Source organism: Paucibacter sp. B51 (assembly GCF_027863535.1).
Classification (GTDB): Bacteria; Pseudomonadota; Gammaproteobacteria; order Burkholderiales; family Burkholderiaceae_C; genus Paucibacter_A; species Paucibacter_A aquatilis.
In genome coordinates, this window is the sequence record NZ_JAPIVN010000002.1 from 668,964 (window position 1) to 692,581 (window position 23,618).

At 67.9% G+C, this 23,618-nt stretch carries 19 protein-coding genes; 9 read left to right on the forward strand and 10 right to left on the reverse strand.

The features are described from left to right. Positions 1-17: 17 nt before the first annotated feature. Together OOB33_RS23820 and OOB33_RS23825 are read left to right on the forward strand one after the other, a co-directional pair. The gene (locus OOB33_RS23820; protein ID WP_271010452.1) at positions 18-512 is read left to right on the forward strand and encodes an ASCH domain-containing protein; all 495 of its coding nucleotides are present in this window, start codon (positions 18-20) and stop codon (positions 510-512) included. A gap of 111 nt (positions 513-623) precedes the next feature. Further along, on the forward strand, positions 624-1,604 hold the full coding sequence (locus OOB33_RS23825; protein ID WP_271010453.1) for a hypothetical protein: 981 nt from the start codon (positions 624-626) through the stop codon (positions 1,602-1,604). A 16-nt stretch (positions 1,605-1,620) separates the two neighbouring features. On the opposite strand, the gene OOB33_RS23830 is transcribed toward OOB33_RS23825, so the two are convergent. Then, positions 1,621-2,886, reverse strand: coding sequence for a sensor histidine kinase (locus OOB33_RS23830; RefSeq protein WP_271010454.1), 1,266 nt, complete (start codon positions 2,884-2,886; stop codon positions 1,621-1,623). Next, positions 2,876-4,213: a sigma-54-dependent transcriptional regulator gene (locus OOB33_RS23835; RefSeq protein ID WP_271010455.1), complete on the reverse strand. Its 1,338-nt coding sequence runs from the start codon at positions 4,211-4,213 to the stop codon at positions 2,876-2,878. The genes OOB33_RS23830 and OOB33_RS23835 overlap by 11 nt, the downstream gene beginning before the upstream one ends. A gap of 160 nt (positions 4,214-4,373) precedes the next feature. Here OOB33_RS23835 and OOB33_RS23840 point away from each other — a divergent pair, with 160 nt between their 5' ends. The 4 genes from OOB33_RS23840 (at position 4,374) to OOB33_RS23855 (ending at position 11,405) form a co-directional block, all read left to right on the forward strand. Beyond that, positions 4,374-5,663: an efflux RND transporter periplasmic adaptor subunit gene (locus tag OOB33_RS23840; RefSeq protein ID WP_271010456.1), complete on the forward strand. Its 1,290-nt coding sequence runs from the start codon at positions 4,374-4,376 to the stop codon at positions 5,661-5,663. Between the two features lie 45 nt (positions 5,664-5,708). Then, positions 5,709-6,386 carry an ABC transporter ATP-binding protein gene (locus tag OOB33_RS23845; RefSeq protein ID WP_102766075.1) on the forward strand — a complete coding sequence of 226 codons (678 nt, stop codon included), beginning with the start codon at positions 5,709-5,711 and terminating at the stop codon, positions 6,384-6,386. Positions 6,387-6,545: 159 nt separating this feature from the next. Beyond that, positions 6,546-8,951 (forward strand): FtsX-like permease family protein, encoded by a 2,406-nt coding sequence (locus OOB33_RS23850; RefSeq protein ID WP_271010457.1) that lies wholly within the window; start codon positions 6,546-6,548, stop codon positions 8,949-8,951. Positions 8,952-8,966: 15 nt separating this feature from the next. Continuing rightward, positions 8,967-11,405 carry an FtsX-like permease family protein gene (locus OOB33_RS23855; RefSeq protein WP_271010458.1) on the forward strand — a complete coding sequence of 813 codons (2,439 nt, stop codon included), beginning with the start codon at positions 8,967-8,969 and terminating at the stop codon, positions 11,403-11,405. Positions 11,406-11,463: 58 nt separating this feature from the next. Here OOB33_RS23855 and OOB33_RS23860 read toward each other — a convergent pair whose 3' ends face one another. After that, a complete protein-coding gene (locus tag OOB33_RS23860; RefSeq protein WP_102766072.1) occupies positions 11,464-11,901 on the reverse strand; it encodes a MerR family transcriptional regulator in 438 nt (145 codons plus the stop codon). A gap of 98 nt (positions 11,902-11,999) precedes the next feature. Between OOB33_RS23860 and OOB33_RS23865 the strand changes: the two genes are divergently transcribed. Beyond that, entirely contained in the window at positions 12,000-13,136 is a 1,137-nt protein-coding gene (locus tag OOB33_RS23865) for an MBL fold metallo-hydrolase (protein ID WP_271010459.1), read from the forward strand. Positions 13,137-13,472: 336 nt separating this feature from the next. Here OOB33_RS23865 and OOB33_RS23870 read toward each other — a convergent pair whose 3' ends face one another. The 7 genes from OOB33_RS23870 to OOB33_RS23900 form a co-directional block, all read right to left on the reverse strand. After that, on the reverse strand, positions 13,473-14,279 hold the full coding sequence (locus tag OOB33_RS23870) for a M48 family metallopeptidase (protein WP_271010460.1): 807 nt from the start codon (positions 14,277-14,279) through the stop codon (positions 13,473-13,475). Positions 14,280-14,301: 22 nt separating this feature from the next. Next, the gene (locus tag OOB33_RS23875) at positions 14,302-15,105 is read right to left on the reverse strand and encodes a lysophospholipid acyltransferase family protein (protein ID WP_171827802.1); all 804 of its coding nucleotides are present in this window, start codon (positions 15,103-15,105) and stop codon (positions 14,302-14,304) included. 62 nt (positions 15,106-15,167) lie between these two features. After that, positions 15,168-15,812: a D-glycero-beta-D-manno-heptose 1,7-bisphosphate 7-phosphatase gene (gene gmhB, locus OOB33_RS23880; protein WP_271010461.1), complete on the reverse strand. Its 645-nt coding sequence runs from the start codon at positions 15,810-15,812 to the stop codon at positions 15,168-15,170. Between the two features lie 34 nt (positions 15,813-15,846). Beyond that, complete coding sequence (glyS, locus tag OOB33_RS23885; protein ID WP_271010462.1) at positions 15,847-17,961, reverse strand: glycine--tRNA ligase subunit beta; 2,115 nt, start codon at positions 17,959-17,961, stop codon at positions 15,847-15,849. Between the two features lie 3 nt (positions 17,962-17,964). Then, positions 17,965-18,906, reverse strand: a complete 942-nt coding sequence (gene glyQ, locus OOB33_RS23890; RefSeq protein WP_102766069.1) for a glycine--tRNA ligase subunit alpha — start codon at positions 18,904-18,906, stop codon at positions 17,965-17,967. Positions 18,907-18,990: 84 nt separating this feature from the next. Beyond that, positions 18,991-20,541, reverse strand: coding sequence for an apolipoprotein N-acyltransferase (lnt, locus tag OOB33_RS23895; protein ID WP_271010463.1), 1,551 nt, complete (start codon positions 20,539-20,541; stop codon positions 18,991-18,993). Next, complete coding sequence (locus tag OOB33_RS23900; protein ID WP_442953064.1) at positions 20,541-21,335, reverse strand: HlyC/CorC family transporter; 795 nt, start codon at positions 21,333-21,335, stop codon at positions 20,541-20,543. The genes lnt and OOB33_RS23900 overlap by 1 nt, the downstream gene beginning before the upstream one ends. A gap of 223 nt (positions 21,336-21,558) precedes the next feature. Here OOB33_RS23900 and OOB33_RS23905 point away from each other — a divergent pair, with 223 nt between their 5' ends. Together OOB33_RS23905 and dksA are read left to right on the forward strand one after the other, a co-directional pair. Further along, on the forward strand, positions 21,559-22,596 hold the full coding sequence (locus OOB33_RS23905; RefSeq protein WP_102766067.1) for a CobW family GTP-binding protein: 1,038 nt from the start codon (positions 21,559-21,561) through the stop codon (positions 22,594-22,596). A 199-nt stretch (positions 22,597-22,795) separates the two neighbouring features. Beyond that, the gene (gene dksA, locus OOB33_RS23910) at positions 22,796-23,518 is read left to right on the forward strand and encodes an RNA polymerase-binding protein DksA (protein WP_394341011.1); all 723 of its coding nucleotides are present in this window, start codon (positions 22,796-22,798) and stop codon (positions 23,516-23,518) included. Positions 23,519-23,618 lie beyond the last annotated feature (100 nt).

Here is a 23,618-nt window from a genome sequence, read left to right on the forward strand (position 1 = left end):
ACGCCCCCTCAAGGACGATGAATCCACGCATCCCGGCGCATCTGCAGGAATTCTGGCAAGCCTACGCCGCTCATCGCGGCGGCCAGGAGGGGCTCGACGACGAACGCTTTTACGAGGTCTGCCAGTTCGGGGACACGCCCGAGCTGGTCGATGAACTCGCTCAACTGGTGCTGGCCGGCCGCAAGCGTGCGACCGCCGACGCCGTCTGGTTCTACGAGGCCTCGGGCCTGGGCCTGCCTCGGCCGGGCCTGCTCAGCATCGTCACCAATTCGCAAGACCGCGCCCTGTGCATCATCGAAACCCTCCAGGTGGATCTGACGCCTTTTGAGCAGGTCACGGCCGAGTTCGCTGCCACCGAGGGCGAAGGCGACGGATCACTGGCGTTCTGGCGGCGCGCACACCGCGAGTATTTCACGCGCGAATGCGAACGCGCCGGGCGGGTGTTCAGCGAAGACCTCCTGATCGCCTGCGAGCGCTTTCGCGTGGTGTGGCCCTTGAGGTTCGCGGGCTGAGGCTCTCGGACTGAGGATCGGGGCAAACCCGGGGCAAGCTTCTGCGATCCGGCTGGAGCCACATAATCTCCAGAACCCACGCCACCCCTGCCTCGCAGAACACCTGCCACCATGATCATTCCCGACCACTGGGCCGAAGCCCGTCGCACACAAACAAGGAGAGGCCATGCCGTCACCGTGAGGCGTTTCGGCTGGTCTAGCCTCAGCCCCGAGGATGCGCAGGCCATGGCCGAAGCCCGGGTCGAGGAGGCTGTGCGGCGCCGCATGGCCGGCGAGGCCTTGACGGCGCGTGAGCTGAAGATGCCCTACAACGGCAGCGAGGGCGTGCCCATTCGCGAAGAGGTCCTGGCACGCCAGGGCGAACTGGTCGTGACTCGCAATGCCTACGGCGCGCGCTGCCTGAACACCGAACATGCCCTGTTCGCCGACATCGATTTCAAGACTGAAGTCCGTCTCTGGCAGGGCTTGCTCGGCTGGGCGCTGCTGTGTCTGGGGTCGGGGCTGCTGGCCTGGCTGTTTCGCAGTTCTGGCACCTTTGTCCTGCTGTTGTTTCTGTCCCTGCTGCTGGCGGCGCCCGCCACGCAGCAAGTCCGGCGCCTGTGGCTGGCCGTGCGCGGGGGGCCGCTGCAAGTCCAGCGTCGGCGCATCCAGGCCTTTCTGGCCGAGCACCCCAACTGGAGTCTGCGCCTCTACCAGACACCGGCCGGACTGCGCCTGCTGGCCACGCACGAGACCATGGCAGCACGTTCCGACCTCAGCCGCGCCTTCTTCCAGGCCGTCGGCGCCGATGAGAACTATGTGCGCATGTGTTTGAACCAGAACTGCTTTCGCGCACGGCTGAGCGGCAAGCCCTGGCGCATGGGCCTCGCCGGCCGCATCCGCCCGCGCTCCGGCACCTGGCCGGTGTCGCCGGAGCAGATGCCGGCGCGCCAGGACTGGATCGCGCGCTACGAAAGCCAGGCCGCCAGCTACGCCGCCTGCCGCTATCTCGAAACCCTGGGCAGTGGCTTCATCCACCCCGAGCTGCAGGCCGTGGTGGCGCTGCATGACGAGGAGTCGCGGGCCCTGCGCCAGGACCTGCCCCTGGCCTGAGCTGCTGTTCGACGCTCTAAAAGCTCAGCACAAAGCAGGCCCCACCCGTCACCGGCTTGACGTAGCGCACCGTGCCGCCCATGCCGTGGATCAGCTTGCGCACCAGGGCCAGGCCGATGCCGTGGCTGCCATCCTCGCGCGCCTGAGTCGCGCTGCGGGTGCTGAAGAAAGGCAGGAAGATGTCGTTCTCCAGACCCGCAGGCACGCCGGGGCCGTTGTCGCGCACCTCCAGGGCCAGGCGGCCGCCGCGCACCAGACGGGCACGCACCTGCAGGCGCGGCTGCGGCACACCGGCCGTGGCCTGGGCGGCGTTCTTGATCAGGTTAAGCAAGGCCTGCTCCAGCTGACCCGGGTCGGCGCGCAGGCTCAAGCTCTCGGGCTCGACCGTGAAGCTGGCCTCGCCGCCACGGGCGCGCCAGTCGGCCGCCACCAGCTGCTCCAAACGCGCAAACAGCTCGGACAGCTGCAGCACCTCGGCTTGGGGCGCCGGCAGCTCGCTGATGCTGCGGTAATGACCGACGAAGGCCGCGAGCGAGGCGGCGCGGCGGGCGATGGTGTCCAGGGCCAGGTTGAGGTCGGGCCCGGCCTCGGGGTCGCCCAGCATCTCGCGCGCGCTGCGCGAGAGCGAGGCAATCGGCGTGAGCGAGTTCATGATCTCATGTGTCAGCACATGGACCAGCTGGCGCCAGGCCTTGAGGGTTTCGGCCTCCAGCTCGGACTCCAGAGGCAGCAAGGCCAGCAACCGCGCGTCCACACCGCCCAGGCTCAGGCGGCTGCCGGCCAGCAGCCAGCGCTCCTGGCCGCGCTCGGTGGCGATGCTGAGCAGCTCGCGTCCGGCCTCGCCGCGGGCCTCGCGCAGCTGCGCCAGCAGGGCCACGCGCTCCAGCGCCCCGCCGGGCGCCAGCAGGCGGCGCGCACGCACGTTCAGCGCCGTCACCTGCTCGCCGCTGATGCGCAGCAAGGCCACCGGCACATGCTCCAGCTCGCCCTCCAGCAGGCTCAGCTTCTGCTGCAGATCGGCCTGCAGCGCCGGGTTGCCCTGCGGCTGATCGAGGGCGGGTGCGGGCAGCTGCAAACGCCCCAAAGCCAGCCAGCCCCAGCGCGCCACGGCCAACTGGGCCAGCACAATCAGCACCTGCCAGCGCGGCGAGCCTTGCTGCCAGACCAGGCCGGCCGCACCCAGCGCCAGCAGCAGGGCGGCGAGCAGCACCTGGCCCCGCAGCTGCTGGCTGCGTCGCAGCTGAAGCTGTGCCGGCGACAGCGGCGGGTGCTCAGAGCCCATGCTTTTCCATGCGTCGGTAGAGCGCTGCGCGGCTCAGGCCCAGCAGGCGCGCGGCCTGGCTGATATTGCCCTCGGCCTGGCGCAGGGCTTGGTCCAGGGCCTCGCGCTCACGCTCATGCAGGCTGAGGCTCGGACCGGCGCTCGAAGTCGCCGCAGTCGCAGCCGCTGGGGCTTGAATGATGGCGGCGCTCAAGCCAAAGTCTGCCGCCTCCAGCTGCATGCCCTGCCCCAGGATCACGGCCCGCTCGCAGGCGTGGCGCAGAGCCCGCACATTGCCCGGCCAGTCGTTCGCCTGCAGGGCCTGCCAGGCGGCGGCACTGCAGTCGCGCTGCGGTTTGCCGTACTGATGGGCATAGGCGGCCAAGTAGTGGCGAGCGAGCAGCGGAATGTCTTCGCGGCGCTCACGCAGGGGCGGCACGCGCAGCACGATGGTGTTGAGGCGGTAGAGCAGATCGGGGCGGAAGCGCAGCGGGTCGAACAGCGCCGCCTCGTCGAGATTGGTGGCGCTGACGATGCGCACATCGACCGGCAGCGCCCGATCGGCGCCCAGCGGCGTCACCTCGCGGCGCTCCAGCACGGTGAGCAGCTTGGCCTGGCCGGCCAGGGGCAGATTGGCCACCTCGTCGAGAAAGAGCGTGCCGCCGGCCGCGGCCTGAAAACGGCCGGGCCGCTCCTGGCGCGCATCGGTGAAGCTGCCGCGCTTGTGACCGAAGAGCTCACTCTCCAGCGTGGTCTCGGACAGGGCGCCCAGGTCCACGGCGAGAAAGATCTCGCCGACGCGTTTGCTCCCGGCATGGATCTCGCGCGCCACCAGCTCCTTGCCCGAGCCCATCTCGCCCAGCACCAGCACATTGGCCTCGGTCGGCGCCACGCTCTGGATCAGAGCGCGCAGCTCGCGCATGGCCGGCGCCTCGCCGAGCAGGGCCGAGGGCTGGCCCACCCCGCCCTGCGGCGCGCGTCGGGCCAGGGCTGCGGCCACGGTGGCGCAGAGCTTGGCGTTGTCCCAGGGCTTGGTGACGAAGTCGAAGGCGCCGGCCTTGAGCGCGGCCACGGCCAGGTTCACTTCGGCATAGGCCGTCATCACAATCAACGGCAGCTCGGGGCTGTGGGCCAGGGCACGCTGCAAGAGCTCCAAACCCTGAGCCCCATCGGTGCGGCCGGGCAGGAAGTTCATGTCCAGCAGCAGCAGTTCCACATCGCCCGCATCCAGGGCCGGCAGCAGCGCTTCGGGCTGATGCAGCAGACGCACCGGGCCGAAGCGGCGCTGCAGCAGCAAGCGCGCTGCCAGGGCCACATCGGGGTCGTCGTCCAGTATCAAGATCGCCATGGCGCGAGGTTAGCAGCGCGCTGGGGCGCGCACCTGTCCGATTCCGGACAGCTGCTCGGGCGACATGGCGGCCGGGTGTCCGCTCCCGGACAGTCGCCCCGGCAACGGCATGGGAAACAGCGGTGCTCAGCCTGGCACGCGCTTTGCAAACACAGCGGCCATGAACGCGAATTTGCACCGCCTGCCCCCCGTCACCGGCGCCGCCATGGACCGCCCCCTGCCGAAGAAGAAGTACGCCCGTGCCCTGCGCTGGGCCGGCTTCAGCCTGGCCGCGCTGGCCGTGGCCTCCGCGCTCTACCTCAGCGTGCCGCGCGGCCTGTCGGTGCCGCTGGCCGAGCTGAGCATCTCGACCGTGGCCGACGGGGAGTTCCGCGACGAGCTGACCCTGCGCGCCCAGGTCGTGCCCGCCCACCAGGTGCTGCTGGATGCGACCGACGCCGGCCGCGTCGACGCGGTGCTGGTGCGCGACGGCGACATGCTCAAGGCCGGTGCCCTGCTCTACCGCCTGTCCAACCCGCAGCGCGAGCAGGAGGTGCTGCAGCGCTCGGCCGAGGTGGCCCAGCAGCAGGCCAACTTGGCCATGCAGCGCACGTCGCTCGCCAATGCACAGAGCATGCTGCGCCGCGACCTCAGCAGCCTGCAGCATGAGCTGACCCGGGCCGAGAACGATCTGGCCCGCCAGCAAAGCCTGGCTGCCCAGGGCTTTGTCTCCAAATCGGTGCTGGAGGATGCCCAGCTCAAGCGCGAACAGCAGCAGCGCCTGCTGGCCCAGGCGCGCGAAGACGGCGCCGCCGAGATCCGCACCCGTGAGCAGGCCGTGGCAGAGATGGAGCGCGCGGTCAAAGGCCTCAGCGAAGGCCTGGCCGTGGTGCGCCAGGCCGCCGCCGGCCTCTCCGCCCGGGCGCCGCGCGACGGCCAGCTCAGCGGCTTCAGCCTGCAGGTGGGCAGCAGCGTCAAGCCGGGCGACCGGCTCGGCCGCATCGACGACATCGCCAGCTTCAAGCTGGCCGGCAATGTCGATGAGTTCTACCTGGCGCGCGTGCAAAAAGGCCTGCAGGCCACGCTGGAGGCCGGTGGCAAGACCTGGCCCTTGACCGTCAGCCAGCGCCTGCCGCAGGTGAAGGACGGCCGCTTCGGCGTCGAGCTGGAGTTCAGTCAGGCCATGCCGCCAGCCCTGCAGGCCGGCCAGAGCCTGGACGCACGCATCGTGCTGGGCCAGCCCAGCCGCGCCCGCCTGATCGAAGACGGCGCCTTCTACGGCGACAGCGGCGGCGCCTGGGTCTATGTGCTGAATGCGGCAGGCACCGCAGCCGAACGCCGCCCGGTGCGCCTGGGCCGCCGCGCGGCCGGCCGCATCGAGGTGCTGGACGGCCTGCAGCCCGGCGAGCGCGTGATCGTCTCCAAGGTGCGCGCCTACGGCGACGCGACCCTGCTCAAGCTCAAGACCTGAGCCCACCCCATTTGCACCGAACACTCCACGAGGAAGGAACACCCCATGATCCAACTGAAAAACCTCAGCAAGCTGCACCGCAACAGCGAGGTCGAAACCACCGCCCTGAATCAGATCAACCTGGAAATTGAAGCGGGGGAGTACCTGGCCATCACCGGCCCCTCGGGCTGCGGCAAATCGAGCCTGCTGTCCATCCTGGGCCTGCTCGATGCACCGAGCAGCGGCGAGTACTGGTTCGAGGGCCGGAACGTCACCGGCTGGAACGAGCGCCAGCTCAGCGCCCTGCGCCGCGGCCGCATCGGCTTTGTGTTCCAGAGCTTCAATCTGATCGACGACCTGAGCGTGCGCGAGAACATCGAGCTGGCCCTGGAGTACGGCGATGTGCCGCGCCGCGAACACGCCGGCCGTGTGGACGCCGCCATGCTGCGCCTGGGCATCGACCACCGCGCCAATCACCGGCCCTCGCAGCTCTCGGGCGGCCAGCAGCAGCGCGTGGCCATCGCCCGCGCCATCGTCTCGCGCCCGGCCCTGCTGCTGGCCGACGAGCCGACCGGCAACCTCGACAGCGCCCAAGGCGACGAGGTGATGCGCATCCTGCGCGAGCTCAATGAGGAAGGCACGACCCTGGTGATGGTGACGCACTCACCCGAGCACGCGGCCCAGGCCTCGCGCTGCCTGCGACTGCTGGACGGCCGCATCCTCGTCGATGCCATGGCGGCTTGAGAGCTTGTGAATTTTCTACTGCGCGACTGCCATGCGTCGTTGGTCCGGTGCTCGGAATCCTCACGTACAGGAAGTACGTTCCGGTTCCTGTGCTCCGTCCGCCTAGCCTGACAGCCGCTCGCTACAAAAATTCTCAAGCTCAGGCCAGAAAGGACTCTCATGAAACTCAAAGACCTGCGCGTCAGCTGGCGCCAGCTGCTGGCCGAACCTGCCTACTCCCTGGTGGTGGTGCTGGGCCTGGCTGTGGCCATCGCCGCCGCCTACCTGATCGCCCTGCTGCTCAACGACCGCTGGCTGCCTGACCCCAGCGTGCCGCGGCCGGATCGCGTGGTGCGCCTGGAGTTCAAAGGCAACATCCCCGGTCGCAACGACGACTGGTTCAGCTCCATGCCCTTTGTCTTTCGCCATGCCTTGCTCGATGCGAAAGCACCGGTAAGCCATGTGGCACGGGTGGCGGAAAGCGACCTCGGCTTGCGCGTCGGCGAGCAGGTCAGCAAGAACCATGTCATGTTCGCTGACCCGGAGCTCGTCGACATCTTCGGCCTCAAGGCCCTGAGCGGCGATGTGCGGGCGGCGCTGAGCAAGCCCGACACGGTGGCCCTCACCACCGGCGCTGCGGAGCGTCTGTTCGGCCGCAGCAGCGATGTGCTGGGCCAACGCCTGCGCATGCGCGGGCAGGAGATGACGGTCGCGGCCCTGCTGCCTCGCCAGGCCGCGAACAGCGAGCTGGAGTTCGATGTGCTGGCCAACTTCGAGTCGCCCGCCTCCGACCAAGCCCCCTGGATGCTGCGCGCCTGGTACTTCATCAACGGCAATGTCTACGCCCGCCTGGCCGATGGCGCCAGCGCGGCTCAGCTCGGCACCTTGATGCAGTCCATCTTCGACCGCAGCCCTGGCACCACCGAGGTACCGCCCGAATGGCGCGCCGGCGGTCGCAAGAGCGCTTTCGTGCGTGCCATGCCACTGACCCGCATTCCCTTCGAGGGCGGCGGCAGCCAGACCCGGCTGATGCTCTACAGCGCGCTCAGCCTCATGGCGCTGACGATGTTGGCCCTGGCCGCCATCAACTACGTCAACCTCAGCAGCGTGCGCACCCTGCACCGCCAGCGCGAGATCGCCGTGCGCAAGAGCCTGGGCGCCAGCCCGGCGCGCCTGGGCCTGCAGTTTGTACTGGAGTCCAGCCTGGTGGCCTCGCTGGCCGGCGTCGTCGGCCTGCTGCTGGCCTGGCTGTTGGCGCCAGGCTTTGCCGACCTGCTCGATGTGCAGTTCGCCACCAAGTTGTTCGCCCCGGCGCAGCTGATCAGCCTGGCCCTGGGCTGCCTGCTGCTGGGTGCGCTGACCGGGCTCTACCCGGCGCGCGTGGCCCTGGGCGTGCATTGCGCACCGGCCTTGCAAGGCCGCAAGCAAAGCGAGGGCGCGGCCGGCCGGCGCCTGCGCCGCGCCATGACGGTGCTGCAATTCAGCGCGGCGCTGACCCTGTCGGGCGCGGCCGTGGTGGTGGTCTGGCAGAGCGAGTTCGTGGCCCGCCTGAACCCAGGTTTCAAGACCGAAGGTCTGTTGGCCATCGAACTACCGCCAAGTGCCAAGCGCGAAGCCAAGCTCGGCCTGTACGAAGCCCTGCGAGGGCACGCGAGCGTGCAGCGCCTGAGCATGAGTGACGACATCCCTGGCCGGAACGGCATTGGGGCCGTGGTCAGCCTGACGCGCGGTGCGACCAAGGTCTCCACCCGTCGCAGTCTGGCCGACGGCAGCTTCGTGGACACCTACGGCATCCCTCTGCTGGCAGGCAGTCTCGATGGCGTCAACGTGCCCGAGGTTTCACCTTTTGATCCGAGCGTGCCCAAACAAGTCTGGCCCGTGCTGATCGACGCCACGTCGGCCCAAGCCATGGGCTTTGCTTCGCCGAACGACGCGCTCGGACAGGTGATGCTGGCCGAGGATCTTGAGGTGCGGGTGCAGGCAGTGAGCGGCCCGATCCGGCAAGAATCGGCCCGCGATCTCCGCCAGCCCCAGCTCTTCATGCTGCTCAAGCATGGCCACAGCGTGCTCACGCTGGCCGGGTCCGACCTGCCTGCCCTGCGTGCAGCGGCCCAAGAAGCATGGCCTCGCTACTTTCCTGAGGATGTGCTGCTGCTGAGCAGCGTGCATGAAGAACTGGCCCAGCGCTACCGCCTGGACCGCAATATCGGCCGCCTGATCGCCGTCACCAGCCTCCTGGCGCTCTTGCTGGCCGCTTTTGGGGTCTACGCCCTCGCGGCCTACACGGTACGGCGCGCGGCGCTGGAGATCGTCATCCGCAAGCTGCACGGCGCGGGCCACCGCCACATCGCCGCGCTCTTGATCAAGGAGTTCGCGCCCCTGCTGGGCCTGGCCGCCCTGATCAGCCTGCCGCTGATCTGGTGGATCGCCCAGCAGTACCTGAGCGGCTTTGTCGAGCGCGCCCAGATGGGCGGCTGGCCGCTGCTGGCCGCGCTGCTCGGCACCTTGCTGATGAGCGCGCTGGCCGGCCTGCGCCATGCCCTGGCGGCCATGTCCATGCGGCCCATCATGGCCTTGCGCGACTGAAGCGACCTGCCAAGCATGAGACTGCTCGACCTCCGCGTGGCGGCCCGGCAATTGCGGGCGGACCCTTTCAATGCCTCGGTGCTGATCCTGGGCCTGGCCCTGGCTCTGGCAGCCAGCTACCTGCTGGCCGTGATGCTGGGCGAACGCTACCGGCCTGACCCGGCGCTTCACGAGCCCGAGCGCATCGTGATGCTCGATTTCCACGGCAATATGCCGGGCCGCCAGGAGGACTGGTTTCTGGGGGCGCCTTTTGCCCTACACGAAGCTCTGCAGAAATCCGGCGCGCCGCTCCAGCACTTGAGCCGCAGCAGCAGCGACTGGCTGACCTTGCGCGTGGGCGAGCGCCAGCAGCGCAGCGCCGTGCTGGCCCTGGATGTCAGCGCCGTCGAGCTGTTCGGCTTGCGCAGCCTGCAAGGCGACTTGAAGGCCTGCCTGTCCCGGCCCGACACCATCGTCCTGAGACAGAGCCTGGCCCGCCAGCTCTTCGGCGAGCGGCCCGCCCTGGGTCAGCTTCTGCACGCGGGCAAGCACATGCTCAGCGTCTGCGCTCTCTTGGCCGACCCGGGCTCACAAAGCACGCTGCGCGAGCCGGCCTTCATCGGCTTCGACTCGCCCGCCGCCGAGCTCGACGAGGAAATGCGCAGCGCCTGGTTCCAGATCACCGGGCGCATCTATGGCCGTCTGGCACCCGGCGCCAGCGCCGCTCAGGTCGGCGCCTTGGCTCAAGCCCTGCTCGATGCCAGCCCCATCATGAAGCAGCTGCCGCCCGACTGGACGGCCGACGGCCGCAAAGCGGCCTTCATGCGCGCCCTGCCCATCACCCGCCTGCCCTTCGAAGGCCGCGAAGGGCGCCTGCGGGTGCAAGCCCTGTGGGCCTTGGGCGGCGTGGCGGTCCTGCTGTTGAGCCTGGCCCTGCTCAATTTCATCAACCTCAGCAGCGTGCGCACGGTGCAACGCCAGCGCGAGATTGCCGTGCGCAAAAGCCTGGGCCTGGGCCCGCGCCGCCTGCTGCTGCAGTTCGCGGCCGAAGCGCAACTGAGCATCGCGCTGGCGGCCGCGCTGGCGGTGCTGCTGGCCTGGTTGATGGTGCCCTGGCTGGCCGGCGTGCTGCAGCTGCCGGTGCCGGACAGCCTCTTGCAAGCCTTGCCCCTGCTGGGCCTGGCCGCGGGCTGCACGCTGCTGGGTGGCCTGGTCTGCCTCTATCCGGCCTGGCTGGCCTGGCGGCAGAATGCGGCCGCCGCCCTGCAAGGCCGGCAAGCCAGTGAGGGCGCTTCAGGCCGCTGGCTGCGCCGCACCCTGACCGTGCTGCAGTTCGGCGTGGCGCTCCTGGTCTGCAGCCTGGCCTTGATCCTGAGCTTGCAGAACCGCCATGTGCTGGCGCGTGACCTGGGCTTTGACCCCCACGGCGTGCTGGCCCTGCGCTTGCCCGACGGCGCCAGCCCGGCGCTGGCGGAAGACCTGCGCCAGGCCCTGGCACAGCGCCCCGAGGTGCAGGCCCTGGCCTGGAGCGACAGCGTGCCCGGCAGCGGTCGGATCGAGCGCGAGGGTGGCTTTCTGCGCGCGGACCTGGGCAGCGACGGGGGGGAGGCCCGCAAGCTGCGGGTCGTCCATGTCGACGCCGATTTCTTCACCCTCTACCGGATTCCCCTGCTGGCCGGCCAGTTGCGCACGGGCGAGCAAGACACGGTGGTGCTGGACTTGCCGGCGCTGCGCGCTCTCGGCTGGGCTCGGGCTGAGCAGGCCGTGGGCCAGGATCTGCGTCTGGCCTACACCGGCCTGGCCCAGCGCCAGCAGAGTTGGCGCATAGCCGCCGTGGTGCCGCAGCTGGTGCTGGAAAGCACCCGCCAGCCCAGCCAGCCCCATGCCTTCGCACTCAAGCGCAGCGAACAGGTGCTGGCCACGGGCCGCGGCGCCTGGGTGCTCAATCTGCGCCTGCGCGAGGGAGAACCCGCCAGCCTGGCGCGGGCCGAGGCCTTGATCGCACCGATCTGGAAGCGCTATGTGCCGGACCAAGCCCTGCAGCTGGAAGCCGTGGAAGCGGCCATGCAGGAGCCCTACCGCGCCGACCTGCGCCTGGCCGAGCTGGTCACGGCCAGCAGCGTGCTGGCCCTGGCCCTGGCGGGCTTCGGCGTCTATGCCTTGGCCGCCTTTCTGGTGCAGCGCCATGCACGCGAGTTGGTGCTGCGCAAGCTCTACGGTGCCTCAGCCGGCCAGGCCTTGACGCGGCTGCTGCGTGAGTTCGCCGGCCTGCTGCTGATCGCGGCCCTGCTGGCCCTGCCGCTATCCTGGTGGCTGGGTCAAAGCTATCTGAGCCAGTTTGCCGACCGGGCGGCCATGGGTTTGTGGCCGCAAGCCCTGGCCCTGCTGGGCTTGCTGCTGGTGAGCCTGATCGCCAGCCTGCACCATGGCTTGCAGGCCATGGCCATGCGGCCGGTGCTGGCCCTGAAAAGCTGAGGGAAAAAGCCGTTAGAAACAGGGCCGCTGATCCGCGGCCCTTTCTTCTTCCGGGCTCTTACTTGACCTGCTTGAGCAGGCTCTTGCAGCGGTCCTCGTGCTGGGCGATCTCGGCCAGGGTGACCTCGATGTCGTCGAGCTGCTGCTCGAGCTGGCGGCGGTGCTGCTGCAGCACCTCCAGAAAGGCGCGCAGCTGTGGGGCGGCGCCGCTGGAGGCGTCGTACATATCGACCAGCTGCTTGATCTCCTGCAAGCTCAGGCCCAGGCGCTTGCCGCGCAGGGTCAGCTTGAGGCGGGTGCGGTCGCGGTGGGTGTAGACCCGGTTGCGGCCGGCGCGCGAGGGCTCGAGCAGGCCCATGTCTTCGTAAAAGCGAATGGCCCGCGGGGTGATGTCGAACTCATGGGCCAGCTCGGTGATGGTGAACTGGCGGGCACCCTCGCTCGCGGCATTCGGTGGGGTGACGGTGCTCATGGCTAAACTGGGGCTCGCTCGCATTGACGTTGACGTAAGCGGCAATTCTATGCACCTGCGAGGCGGCGCCGCGTCGGGCCTTGCCCTCTCCCCTCCCAATTTCTGCTTCTTGCTGAACGACCATGGCCAATCCCCGCGAATCGGAACTGCACTACCCGCTCGGCGACGCCCGTCCCGGCCCGGGCGAACTGATCGAGCTGGCGCCCGGCGTGCGCTGGCTGCGCATGGGCCTGCCGTTTGCGCTGGACCACATCAACCTCTGGCTGCTGCGCGACGAGATCGACGGCAGCGAGGGGGCCAAGATCCAGGGCTGGACCATCGTCGATTGCGGCGTGGCCAATGAAGCGACGCAGGCGAACTGGGAAGCCATCTTTGCCGATCAGCTCGAGGGCCTGCCGGTGCTGCGCGTGATCGTCACCCATTTCCACCCCGACCACATCGGCCTGGCCCAATGGCTCTGTCAGCGCTGGAGCGGCGCCGTGGCGCCGGGCCTGCCGGCGCACCACGAATGCCGGCTCTGGATCAGCGCCACCGACTTTCACCTGGCCCGCCTGGCCAGCGGCTCGACCGTGGGCATGGGCGGCGAGACCGCCGCGGCTTTTTTCGCCAGCCATGGCCTGAGCGACCCGGAGGCCCTGGCCAGAATCCGCGCCCGCAGCAGCTACTACCCGAGCATGGTGCCGCAGGTGCCGGCCAGCTTTCGCCGCCTGATGGGCGGCAAGACCTTGCAGATCGGCGGCCAGAGCTGGCAATGCCTGGTCGGCTACGGCCATGCGCCCGAGCACATCAGCCTCTACTGCGCCGCACTCGGCCTGATGATCTCGGGCGATATGGTGCTGCCGCGCATCTCGACCAATGTCTCGGTGGTCGATGTCGAGCCCGAGGCCGACCCGCTGCGCCTCTACCTCGACTCGCTGCAGCGCCTGCTCAGCCTGCCGGCCGACACTCTGGTGCTGCCGGCCCATGGCCTGCCCTTCCGCGGCCTGCATGCGCGCATCGAGCAGCTGCAGGAGCACCATGTCGAGCGCCTGGCCGATGTACGCCAGGCCTGCGCCGACAAGCCCTGCCATGCAGCCGAGCTGCTGGAGCTGCTGTTCAAGCGCAATCTGGATCTGCACCAGACCACCTTTGCCATGGGCGAATCGGTGGCCCACCTGAACTCACTCTGGCTGGGCGGGCAGCTGCGCCGCGAGCGCGGTGCCGACGGCATCTACCGCTTCCGCACCCTGGCCACGCCGGCAGCGGCGCCCAAGACCTGAAGCAGCCCGAAGCGCTGCGCCCAAAAGAAATCCGCCATCACTGAGGCTGCCGGCGAAGGCAACGTCAAGGATGGCGGACACTCGGCCCCTTTTAGCACCCCTCGGCAGCCGGGCTGCGAGTGATTCCACGCCGTATGGAATCTAGAACTGGGTGCGGGTGATGACAGCGTTGGCCCAGAGTGTCTATCGTCACCCTCTTAGGGGACAAGCCCCCCCAAAGAGGGATAAGACCCCACCCGAGCCCGCCCCTCACCTGTTCACCCGTTCACCTGTTCACTTTGCGGGAGGGGTGAACACGTGAACAGGTGAACCGGTGAACCTGAAACGGCCGCGCGCTCACTCGCTGACGATGGACTCTTCGCGCAGGCGGCCGCGGGCGGTTTCGAAGTCCGGCAGCACCGAGCGCACCACGGCCCAGAAGGCCGGGCTGTGGTTCATCTCGCGCAGATGGGCCAGCTCGTGGGCCACCACGTAATCGATGATGGCCGGCGCGAAATGGATCAGGCGCCAGTTCAGGCGGATGGAGCCGTCGGCACTGGCGCTGCCCCAGCGCGTCTGGGCCGAGCTCAGGCGCAGCTGGGTCATCTGCACGCCCAGGGCGGCGCCGAAGCGCTGGCAACGCGGCTCGAAATCAGCGCGCGCGCGGCGCTTGAGCCAGGCTTGCACGGTGTCGCGCAGCTGCTCCTCGCTGGCTGCCAGAGGCAGGCCGATGCGCAGCACGCGTTCGGCCTCGTCGAAGAGCACGCCGTTGCGCTGCGGCTCCAGGCGCAGGGTGATGGGCGCGCCGAGGTAAGGCAGGCTGGCACCGTCGCGCCACTCGATGCGAGAGGCCTCGACCCGGCGGGCGCGCTCGCGCTGCTCCACCAGCTTGCGCAGGATCCAATCAGCCTTGTGCTGCAGGGCGCGCTCGATATCGGCCTGCGGCAGCCAGCGCGGCGCACTGACGCGCAGGCCCTGGGCGCCCACAACAAAGCCGATGCTGCGCCGGCGCGCCCGCTTGAGCTCATAGGCCACACGGTGTTCACCCAGGCTGAGCTCGCGCTGGGCGCGCGGATTTTGCAGCACCTCGACCTCGCTGCGGGCCGGTGCGGCCTCTTGACCGAACAGGCTCAGCTGGGCGCCTTGCAAGAGATTCTTGAGCATGGTGGTGATCAAGCGCCCGGGCTCAGGCCTGCATCGCACCCGCCGGCGGCGGGGCGGCAGCGGCGCGGCGGGCGCCGGCCTGGGTCTGGGGATAGGCCTCGGGGTCGAGGCGCTGCATTTCGGACTCGATCCAGCTTTCCACCTCGCGCATCAGCTCGCCGGCCTCGCGGCCCTGCGGCGCGATCGGCCGGCCGATGGAGATGTCCACCACGCCGGGGCGCAGCAAAAAGCTCTTGCGCGGCCAGCAGCGGGCGGAGGTGGCGGCGATCGGCACCACGGGCACACCGGTCTCGATGGCCAGGCGGGTGCCGCCGGTCTTGTACTCGCCCTTCTGGCCGCGCGCGGTGCGCGTGCCCTCGGGGAACATGATGACCCAGTTGCCCTGGGCCGCCAGGCGCTTGCCTTGCGCGGCCACTTTCGCCCAGGCCTCGGCGCGCTTGCTGCGGTCGATGTGGATCATGTCCATGCGCGCCATGGCCCAGCCGAAGAAGGGCACGTAGAGCAGCTCACGTTTGAAGACATAGGCCAGCGGATGCGACATCAGGGCCGGGAAGGCAAAGGTCTCCCAGGTGCTCTGGTGCTTGGGCAGCAGGATGACGGCGGAGCGGCGGTCGGCCTGGCTGGGCAGGTGCTGCATGCCCTGGATGCGCCACTGCACGCCGCAGATCAGGCGCGCGCTGTGAATGGCCAGACGCAGCCAGCCGGCACAGGCCCAGTACACCGTGTCGCCCTTTGCGAACAGCGAGATCAAAAGCACCGCCAGCGCCCAGGGGATGACGGTGGCCGTCAGCCAGAGCACAAACACGGCGGAACGCAGCGCTGCCAGCAAGCTGGCCAGCGGAGCCGCCGATACAGCCCCCGGCGGTGGTGGCGCACTGGCACCGATCTTCAAGTGAGCGCCCCCGGGGCGGTGTCGGGCGCCAGGGCCTGACCGCGGGCATCGGCCTTGCTGCGCCGGTCTTTTTGAATCAGATGCTCGGCAAATGCGCCCAGGCTGGCGTGGACCCGCACGCCCGGGACCTTGGCCAGGAGGGCCGCCAGCTGCGCCTCGTCCAGATCACCGAGGCGCGCGCCACGCACCAGATGGGGCACGCAGCCGGCCGCCTGAGCCGTCTGCACATCGCGCAGGCTGGCGCCAACCATATGGATGGTGGGCAGCTCGACGCCGAAGCGCTCACCGATCTGCTGCACCAGGCCCGGCAGGGGCTTGCGGCAATCGCAGCCTTCCTCGGGCGTGTGCGGGCAGAAGAAGGCGGCGTCGAGGCGCCCACCCTTCTCGGCCAGGAGCTGGTTGAGGCGGATGTGGATGGCGTTCAGTGAAGCCATATCCAGCAGGCCACGGCCGATGCCGGGCTGGTTGGTGGCCATCACCGTGTGCCAGCCGGCATGGTTGAGCCGCGCCACCGCTTCCAGCGCACCGGGCACGGGCACCAGCTCATCCACCGATTTGACGTGGTCGTCGCGGTACTCGTTGAGCGTGCCATCACGGCCCAGGATGACCAGCTTCATGCTGTGGCTGTGATCTGAGCGCATAGGGTGGCGACCATTTGTGGCGGTGCGGAAAGGATCAGGAGGCCAAACGCGCCAGCTCAGCCACGCGGTTCATGGCTTCGTGCAAGGTCTTGAGCAGGCCCAGACGGTTGGCGCGCAGGGCCGGGTCTTCGGCATTGACCATGACGCCATCGAAGAAGGCATCGACCGGGGCCTTGAGCACAGCCAGCTCGCGCAGGGAAGCCGCGTACTCGCCGTTGTGGAACAGGCCATCGGCAATCGGCTTGGCATTCGTCAGCGCCGCGGCCAGATGCTGCTCACCGGGCTCGACCAACAAGGCCTCATTGATCTGGGCTTGCACCGGCTCTTCGCTCTTCTTCAGGATGTTGCCGATGCGCTTGTTGGCGGCGGCCAGGGCGGCGGCTTCCGGCAGGGCAGCAAAGGCGCGCACGGCCGTCAGGCGCGTGGCCACATCGGCCAGGCGCTGCGGGCGCAGGGCCAGCACGGCGTCGACTTCCTGGGCGCTGTAACCCTGCTCGCGCAGCGGGCCGGAGAGGCGGTCGAAAACAAAGTCGGCCAGCGGGCCGGCGGGGTTCTGGATCAGGGCACCGAAGGCCGGCACGGCTGCTTCGATCAAGGCGTCCAGCGCCAGCGTGGGCGCGCGCTCGCTGAGCATGCGCACCAGGCCCAGGGCATGGCGGCGCAGGGCAAACGGGTCCTTGTCGCCGGTGGGCAGCTGGCCGATGCCGAACAGGCCGACCAGGGTCTCCAGCTTGTCGGCCAGGGCCACCACCAGGCCGACCTCGTTGCGCGGCAACTCGTCGCCGGCAAAGCGAGGTTTGTAGTGGTCTTCCACGGCCAGGGCCACGGCCTCGCTGAGGCCGTCGTGGCGGGCGTAGTAGCCGCCCATGATGCCTTGCAGCTCGGGGAACTCGCCGACCATATCGGTCAGCAGGTCGGACTTGGCCAGCAGCGCCGCCTGGTCGGCTTGCTCGGTCAGCGCGCCGCCGCCCAGCAGGCCGGCGATGGCGCGCGCGATGGCTCGCACACGTTCGACGCGCTCACCCTGCGTGCCCAGCTTGCCGTGGTAGACCACCTTGGCAAGACCTGGCACCCGATCGGCCAAGGTCTTCTTGCGGTCTTGGTCGAAGAAGAACTTCGCATCGGCCAGGCGCGGGCGCACGACGCGCTCATTGCCTTCGATCACCGCGCTGGCGTCGGCCGGGCTGATGGCGCTGACGACGAGGAATTTGTGCGTCAGCTTGCCGGCGGCGTCGAGCAGGGGGAAGTACTTCTGATTGGCCTTCATCGTGAGAATCAGGCATTCCTGCGGCACGGCCAGGAACTCGGGCTCGAACTGGCAGGTCAGCACATTCGGGCGCTCGACCAGGGCCGTCACCTCGTCCAGCAAGGCTTCGTCCTCGATGGGCTTGAGGCCCTCCTTGGCCGCTGCGACCTGCAACTGGCGCGCGATCTCGGCGCGGCGCTCGGCAAAGCCGGCGATCACGGCGCCCTGCTCGCGCATCTGCGCGGCATAGCTGTCGGCGCTTTCAATCGTCAGCTCGGGCGCACTGGCCTCGAAGCGATGGCCGCGTGTCGTGCGGCCTGATTGCAGGCCCAGGGCCGACACCGCCACGAGCTCGGCGCCGTGCAGGGCGACGATGCCATGGGCCGGGCGCACGAACTTCACATCGGTCCAGCCGTCTTTCAGCTGGTAGGTCATGACCTTGGGGATGGGCAGCTTGGCCAGGCTTTCGTCCAGGGCCTTTTGCAAGCCTTCGGCCAGGGTGGCGCCGGGCACCAGCTGGTCCAGGAACAGGGCCTCGGCCTTGCCATCAGGCAAGCGCTTCAGCTGAGGCAGCACCGAGGCATCGGCACCGATGCCGGCAAGCTTCTTCAGCAGGGCTGGCGTGGCCTGGCCTTCGGCGGTCAGCGCCACGGCCACCGGCATCAGCTTTTGCTGCACGGCGCGGTCGGCGGCCTTGGGTGCCACGTTCGTCAGATGCAGACCGAGGCGGCGCGGCGTGGCGATGGCGGTCGCTTGCGCGCCCTCGCCCACCAGGCCCTGGGCCTTGAGGCTGTCCACCAGCACGGCAGAGAAAGCCTCGCCCAACTTCTTGAGCGCCTTGGGCGGCAGCTCTTCGACAAACAGTTCGATCAGCAGGTTTTGGTTCACAGCAGTCGTCGTCATGGCTCAGGCCGCCTTTGTCTTCTTTTCAATCTGGGCGATGACTTGATCGGCCCATTCCTTCGGCGCCATGGGGAAGCCCAGGCGTGCGCGGCTTTCCAGATAGCTCTGAGCCACGGCGCGTGCCAGATTGCGGATGCGGCCGATGTAGGCGGCGCGCTCGGTCACGCTGATGGCGCCGCGGGCGTCCAGCAGGTTGAAGCTGTGGCCGGCCTTGAGCAACTGCTCGTAGGCCGGCAGCGCCAGCTGCTGCTCCATCAGGTGCTTGGATTGCTTCTCGTGCGCGGCAAAAGCGGTCAGCAGGAACTCGACGTCACTGTGCTCGAAGTTGTAGGTCGATTGCTCGACCTCGTTCTGGTGGAAGACATCGCCGTACTTGATGTCCGGTGCGCCGTCCTTGCCTTCGACATAGACCAGGTCGTAGACCGACTCCACGCCCTGCAAATACATGGCCAGACGCTCCAGGCCGTAGGTGATCTCGCCGGTGATGGGCTTGCAGTCGATGCCGCCGACTTGCTGGAAGTAGGTGAACTGGGTCACTTCCATGCCGTTCAGCCAGACCTCCCAGCCCAAGCCCCAGCAACCGAGGGTCGGGTTTTCCCAATCGTCCTCGACGAAGCGCACATCGTTCTTCTTCAGGTCAAAGCCCAGGGCTTCGAGCGAACCGAGGTAGAGCTCCAGGATGTTGGCCGGCGCGGGCTTGAGCACCACCTGGTATTGATAGTAATGCTGCAGGCGGTTGGGGTTCTCGCCATAGCGGCCGTCCTTGGGGCGGCGGCTGGGCTGGACGTAGGCGGCCTTCCAGGGCTCAGGGCCCAGGGCGCGCAGAAAGGTGGCGGTGTGGCTGGTGCCGGCGCCGACTTCCATGTCGTAGGGCTGGAGGAGTGCGCAGCCCTGCTTGGACCAGTAGTCCTGCAGGGTCAAGATGATGTGCTGGAAGCTCAGCATAGAGTTCGGACTCGGGCTTGCGCCACAGGCTAATGAAGAGGTGATGAAAAGGCAGACGAGAGCTGCCCTCGAGCTGCGCCGATTCTACGAGGCGCGGCGGCCTGCTTCCGGGGCCCCTGCCCTCCCCCGGATCACGGGGATCAGCAGCAGGGCCACAGCAGCCAGCCAGAGCGGCCACAGACCGCAGGCCTGCAGCCAGCGGGCATAGGGCGTGTCACCCAGGCGACCCTCGACCTCGGCCTCCAGCAAGCCGGCCTGGCCCGGCGGCAGCTGGGCCGTGCGCTCGGCGCGGTGGTCCAGCACCACGGTGGCGCCGGTGTTGGTCGAGCGGATGAAGGGGCGCTGGAACTCAAGCGCGCGCATGCGCGAGAACTGCAGGTGCTGGTCCAGCACCATTGCCGTGCCGAACCAGGCCAGATTGCTGACATTGGCCAGCACGGTGGCGGCCTCGGGCCCGCGCACGCTTTCGACGAAGTCCTCGCCGAACAGATCCTCGTAGCAGATCAGGGGCCGCAGGCGCTGGCCGGCCACGGCAAAGGCGCGCTGGTGCTGGCCGCGCGCCTGGTCGTCCATGGGGATGCGCATCAGGCGCACGAACCAGTGGAAGCCGTAAGGAATGAACTCACCGAAGGGCAGCAAGTGGCGCTTGCCATAGCTGTAGCTGGGCAGGCTGCCGAAGCTCTGCAGGGAATTGACGAAACCGTCTTGCTCATTGCCGAGAAAACTGCCCAGCAGCAGCGGCCGGTCGACCGAGGCGGCCTGCAAGCGCGTCAGGTAGGCAGGGTCGAGAAAGGCCATGGGCACCGGCACCACCGATTCCGGCGTCAGCACCAGCTGGCCGCGCGCCGATTCAATCAACTGGGCCAAATGCTCCAAGTTGGCATCAATGCGATCACGGTCGAACTTCTGATCCTGAGGCACATTGGGCTGCAGCAGGGACACTTTCATGAAGCCCGTCGAGCGGGTGAAGTCCTGCGGCAACAGCGCCGCCGCCAGTGCCAGCAGAACCAGCACCGCCGCTGCCGGCCGCCAGGCGCGCACGGCCGGCAAGGCCAGCGCCGCCAGCGCTGCGGCAGCCAGGGCCGCCAAGGCCGAGATGCCGTAGATGCCCACCCAGGGCGCCCAGGCCGCCAGCGGCCCGACGGTGTGGGCATAGCCACTGGCGATCCACGGAAAGCCGCCGAACACCGTGGCGCGCAGCAGCTCGGCCAGCAACCAGATGGCCGCAAACATCAACACCTGCTGCGCGGGGCCGGGCTGTGCTCGCCCCCGCAGTGCTGCCCACAAGGCCAGCAGGGCCGCGTAGTAGCAGGACAGAAACGCGGCCAGCAAGAGCACGGCCAGCGCGGCCAGCAGCCATGGGATGTGGCCGAACTGGTGCATGCTGATGTGCAACCACCACAGGCCGCTGCTCAGCCAGCCCAGGCCAAAGCCAAAGCCCAAGAGCGCCGCCCAGCGCGGGCTCGCGCCCCAGGCCAAGCCGGCCAGACCGGCCAGGGCCAGGATCTGAAGCCACCAGGCGTCGAGCGGCGCAAAAGCGGCCGTGTGCAGACAGCCGGCCAGCAGGGCCGCAAAAAAGGCCACCCGGGGGGCGGCCTTGCTCGAGGTCAGGAAGTTGGGAAGTAGCTTGCGCATCAGGCCTCGGTCTTGGGAATGCGGGTGACTTTGAACCAGCGCACCGAGCCGCCGCGTGTCAGCATGACGGCAAAGCGCAGGCCGGCCAGCTCGACCATCTCACCGCGGCGCGGCACGCGGCCATGCTCCTGGGCCACCAGGCCGCCGATGGTGTCGAACTCGTCCAGCGCCAGCTGCACGCTGAAAGCCTGGTTGACCTGGGCGATGGGTGTGTCACCGGCCACACGCTGGCTGCCATCCGCCAGGGTGTAGATGCCGGATTCGCCGTCCTTGTCGTCGAACTCGTCTTCGATCTCGCCGACGATTTCTTCCAGCACGTCCTCGATGGTGATCAGGCCGGCGGTGTTGCCGAACTCGTCGATGACGATGGCCAGGTGGTTGCGGTTGGAGCGGAAATCGCGCAGCAGATCATTGAGGCCCTTGCTCTCGGGCACGAACACGGTCGGCCGCAGCAGGGCGCGCAGGTTCAGCTCCGGCGCACGCTGGATCTTGAGCAGATCTTTGGCCAGCAGGATGCCGATGATGTTGTCGCGCTGGCCCTCGAAGACCGGGAAGCGCGAATGGCCGGTGTCGATCACCGCTGCCAGCAATTCGTCGTAGGGCGCATCGATGTCGAGCAAATCCATGCGCGGCGCGGCCACCATCACATCGCCGGCGCTGAGCTCGGCCATGCGAAGCACGCCTTCCAGCATCTGACGGGATTCGGGCTCGATCAGCTCGCGCTGCTCGGCATCGGCCAGGGCCTCCAGCAGCTCACTCTTGGAATCCGGGCCGGGATGGAGAAACTCCAACATGCGCACCAGGAGGCCGCGCGGCACTGCGGATGGTTTTCTTTCGCCCCCTTTTGCATGATTTGCAGAGGGCCGACTAGGCTGAGGTTCAGACACTGGGACTGCGTGTCGTAGTTACACAAGCTTGCAGAATAACCGATTGACATGACAAGGCTCTTGCAGGACATTCACCCGCCCCCATATCCAGGGCTGGTTTTTCTAGCAGAGCGCCGCGCGCGAACCCATCATGTCAAAAGGTCTCATCCCCGTCACCATCCTCACCGGCTTCCTCGGATCCGGCAAGACCACCCTGCTCAAGCGCGTGCTCTCGGAAGCCCACGGCCAGAAGATCGCCGTGATCGAGAACGAGTTTGGTGAAGAGGACATCGACACCGAGATCCTGGTGGCCGACACCCAGGAACAGATCATCCAGATGAACAACGGCTGCGTCTGCTGCACCATCCGTGAAGACCTGCGCACCACCCTGTCCGACCTGGCCGCCAAGAAGCGCCGCGGCGAGCTCGATTTCGAGCGCGTCATCATCGAGACCACCGGCGTGGCCGATCCCGGCCCGGTGGCCCAGACCTTCTTCATGGACGATGAGATCGCCGAAGCCTATCTGCTGGACGGTGTGCTGACCCTGGTGGACGCTGTGCATGCGACCCAACAGCTGGACAGCCGCCAGGAAGCACGCCGCCAGGTGGGTTTCGCCGACCAGATCTTCATCAGCAAGGCCGATCTGGTCGACAGCGCCGCCGTCGACGCCCTGAGCCACCGCCTCAAGCACATGAACCCGCGCGCGCCGCAGCAGCGCGTGCACTTCGGTGAAGTGGAGCTGTCGCGCGTGCTGGACCTGCGAGGCTTCAATCTGAACGCCAAGCTGGAGATCGACCCCGATTTCCTGAAGGTGGACGACCACCACCATCACCACGATCACGACCATGAGCATGGCGAGCACTGCGACCACCCGCACCACCATGTCCATGACGATGACGTGAAATCCTTCGTCTTCAAATCCGACCGCGCCTTCAACCCGGCCAAGCTGGAAGACTTCCTGGGCGCCATCGTCCAGGTCTACGGCCCCAAGCTGCTGCGCTACAAAGGCGTGCTGAATATGAAGGGCACTGACAAGCGCGTGATCTTCCAGGGCGTGCACCAGCTGATGGGCTCGGACCTGGGCCCGCGCTGGATGCCCGGCGAGAAAAAGACGAGCAAAATGGTTTTCATCGGCATCGACCTGCCCAAGGAAATCCTCTTGCAAGGTTTGGAAGGCTGCTTGGCCTGAGCACCGCACGGAAAAGAGCCGGCCGAAGTGGCGAAATAGGGGCTTGAGACCGGGGGAAAACTCCCCTAACTCAGGCATTCAGAGCGCACACTCAAGCTGGCTACAATCCGCGGCGCCCGAAAAAGCGAATCAGCTGGTCCCGATTGCAATCTAGCCCGACAGAGACATTCAGATCGTCTGCCGGAGCGAGGAGAGAAACGTGAGCAAGATCCAGGCCCCGAACCCGACCCCGACGTCAGCCAACAAGCCTGACGCCGATGCCAAGCCGAGCAAAACCAGCAAGGCCACGGCCAAGTCGTCCAAAGTGGATGCCGCAGGGACCTCGCCAGCTGTCGCTTTGCTCGATGCCAGCCCTCCACCGACCGGAAACAGCCGCTTCGCTGACCGATTCGCTCCCCCGAAGCCGCCCACCCGACAAATGACTACGCCCGTGATCGAAAGCCCTCAGAATTCCAACAAAGCCGCCAAGGCCGACCCCAAGCTGGCCAATGCCTGGAAGACCAAGTCTGGCGCCGAACTGACCGATGCCGAAGTGCTGGCCATGCCCGACTCCGAGTACATGGGCCCCAAGCAAGTCGAGTTCTTCCGTGCCAAGCTCAATGAGCTGAAGAACGGCGTGCTGTCCAATGCCGGCGAAACCACCGAGCACCTGCGCGAAGACACCTCCATCGTCCCCGACCCGGCCGACCGCGCCACCATCGAGGAAGAGCACGCCCTGGAGCTGCGCACCCGCGACCGCGAGCGCAAGCTGCTGAAGAAGATCATCCAGTCCCTGGCTCGCCTGGACAACGGCGAGTACGGCTACTGCGACGAAACCGGCGAACCCATCGGCCTGGGCCGTTTGATCGCCCGCCCGACCGCCTCGCTGTCGCTGGAAGCCCAGCAACGCCGCGAGATGAAGCAAAAGATGTTCGGTGACTGATCGAGGGCCGAGCTACTGAGCGCGAATCGGCCTGCCGATACCGCACTCAGGGGCGCTCCGGCGCCACCAACCGCCCTTCATCACCACCCCACATCCTCCA

Bases quoted from the DNA above. Each gene is read 5' to 3' on its own strand.
- OOB33_RS23855 (WP_271010458.1), top strand. From the start codon at position 8,967: ATGAGACTGCTCGACCTCCGCGTGGCGGCCCGGCAATTGCGGGCGGAC.
- OOB33_RS23845 (WP_102766075.1), top strand. From the start codon at position 5,709: ATGATCCAACTGAAAAACCTCAGCAAGCTGCACCGCAACAGCGAGGTC.
- OOB33_RS23850 (WP_271010457.1), top strand. From the start codon at position 6,546: ATGAAACTCAAAGACCTGCGCGTCAGCTGGCGCCAGCTGCTGGCCGAA.
- OOB33_RS23900 (WP_442953064.1), bottom strand. From the start codon at position 21,335: ATGTTGGAGTTTCTCCATCCCGGCCCGGATTCCAAGAGTGAGCTGCTG.
- OOB33_RS23830 (WP_271010454.1), bottom strand. From the start codon at position 2,886: ATGGGCTCTGAGCACCCGCCGCTGTCGCCGGCACAGCTTCAGCTGCGA.
- OOB33_RS23860 (WP_102766072.1), bottom strand. From the start codon at position 11,901: ATGCGAGCGAGCCCCAGTTTAGCCATGAGCACCGTCACCCCACCGAAT.
- OOB33_RS23825 (WP_271010453.1), top strand. From the start codon at position 624: ATGATCATTCCCGACCACTGGGCCGAAGCCCGTCGCACACAAACAAGG.
- lnt (WP_271010463.1), bottom strand. From the start codon at position 20,541: ATGCGCAAGCTACTTCCCAACTTCCTGACCTCGAGCAAGGCCGCCCCC.
- OOB33_RS23905 (WP_102766067.1), top strand. From the start codon at position 21,559: ATGTCAAAAGGTCTCATCCCCGTCACCATCCTCACCGGCTTCCTCGGA.
- glyQ (WP_102766069.1), bottom strand. From the start codon at position 18,906: ATGCTGAGCTTCCAGCACATCATCTTGACCCTGCAGGACTACTGGTCC.
- gmhB (WP_271010461.1), bottom strand. From the start codon at position 15,812: ATGCGCTCAGATCACAGCCACAGCATGAAGCTGGTCATCCTGGGCCGT.
- OOB33_RS23840 (WP_271010456.1), top strand. From the start codon at position 4,374: ATGAACGCGAATTTGCACCGCCTGCCCCCCGTCACCGGCGCCGCCATG.
- OOB33_RS23870 (WP_271010460.1), bottom strand. From the start codon at position 14,279: ATGCTCAAGAATCTCTTGCAAGGCGCCCAGCTGAGCCTGTTCGGTCAA.
- OOB33_RS23835 (WP_271010455.1), bottom strand. From the start codon at position 4,213: ATGGCGATCTTGATACTGGACGACGACCCCGATGTGGCCCTGGCAGCG.
- glyS (WP_271010462.1), bottom strand. From the start codon at position 17,961: ATGACGACGACTGCTGTGAACCAAAACCTGCTGATCGAACTGTTTGTC.
- OOB33_RS23820 (WP_271010452.1), top strand. From the start codon at position 18: ATGAATCCACGCATCCCGGCGCATCTGCAGGAATTCTGGCAAGCCTAC.
- OOB33_RS23865 (WP_271010459.1), top strand. From the start codon at position 12,000: ATGGCCAATCCCCGCGAATCGGAACTGCACTACCCGCTCGGCGACGCC.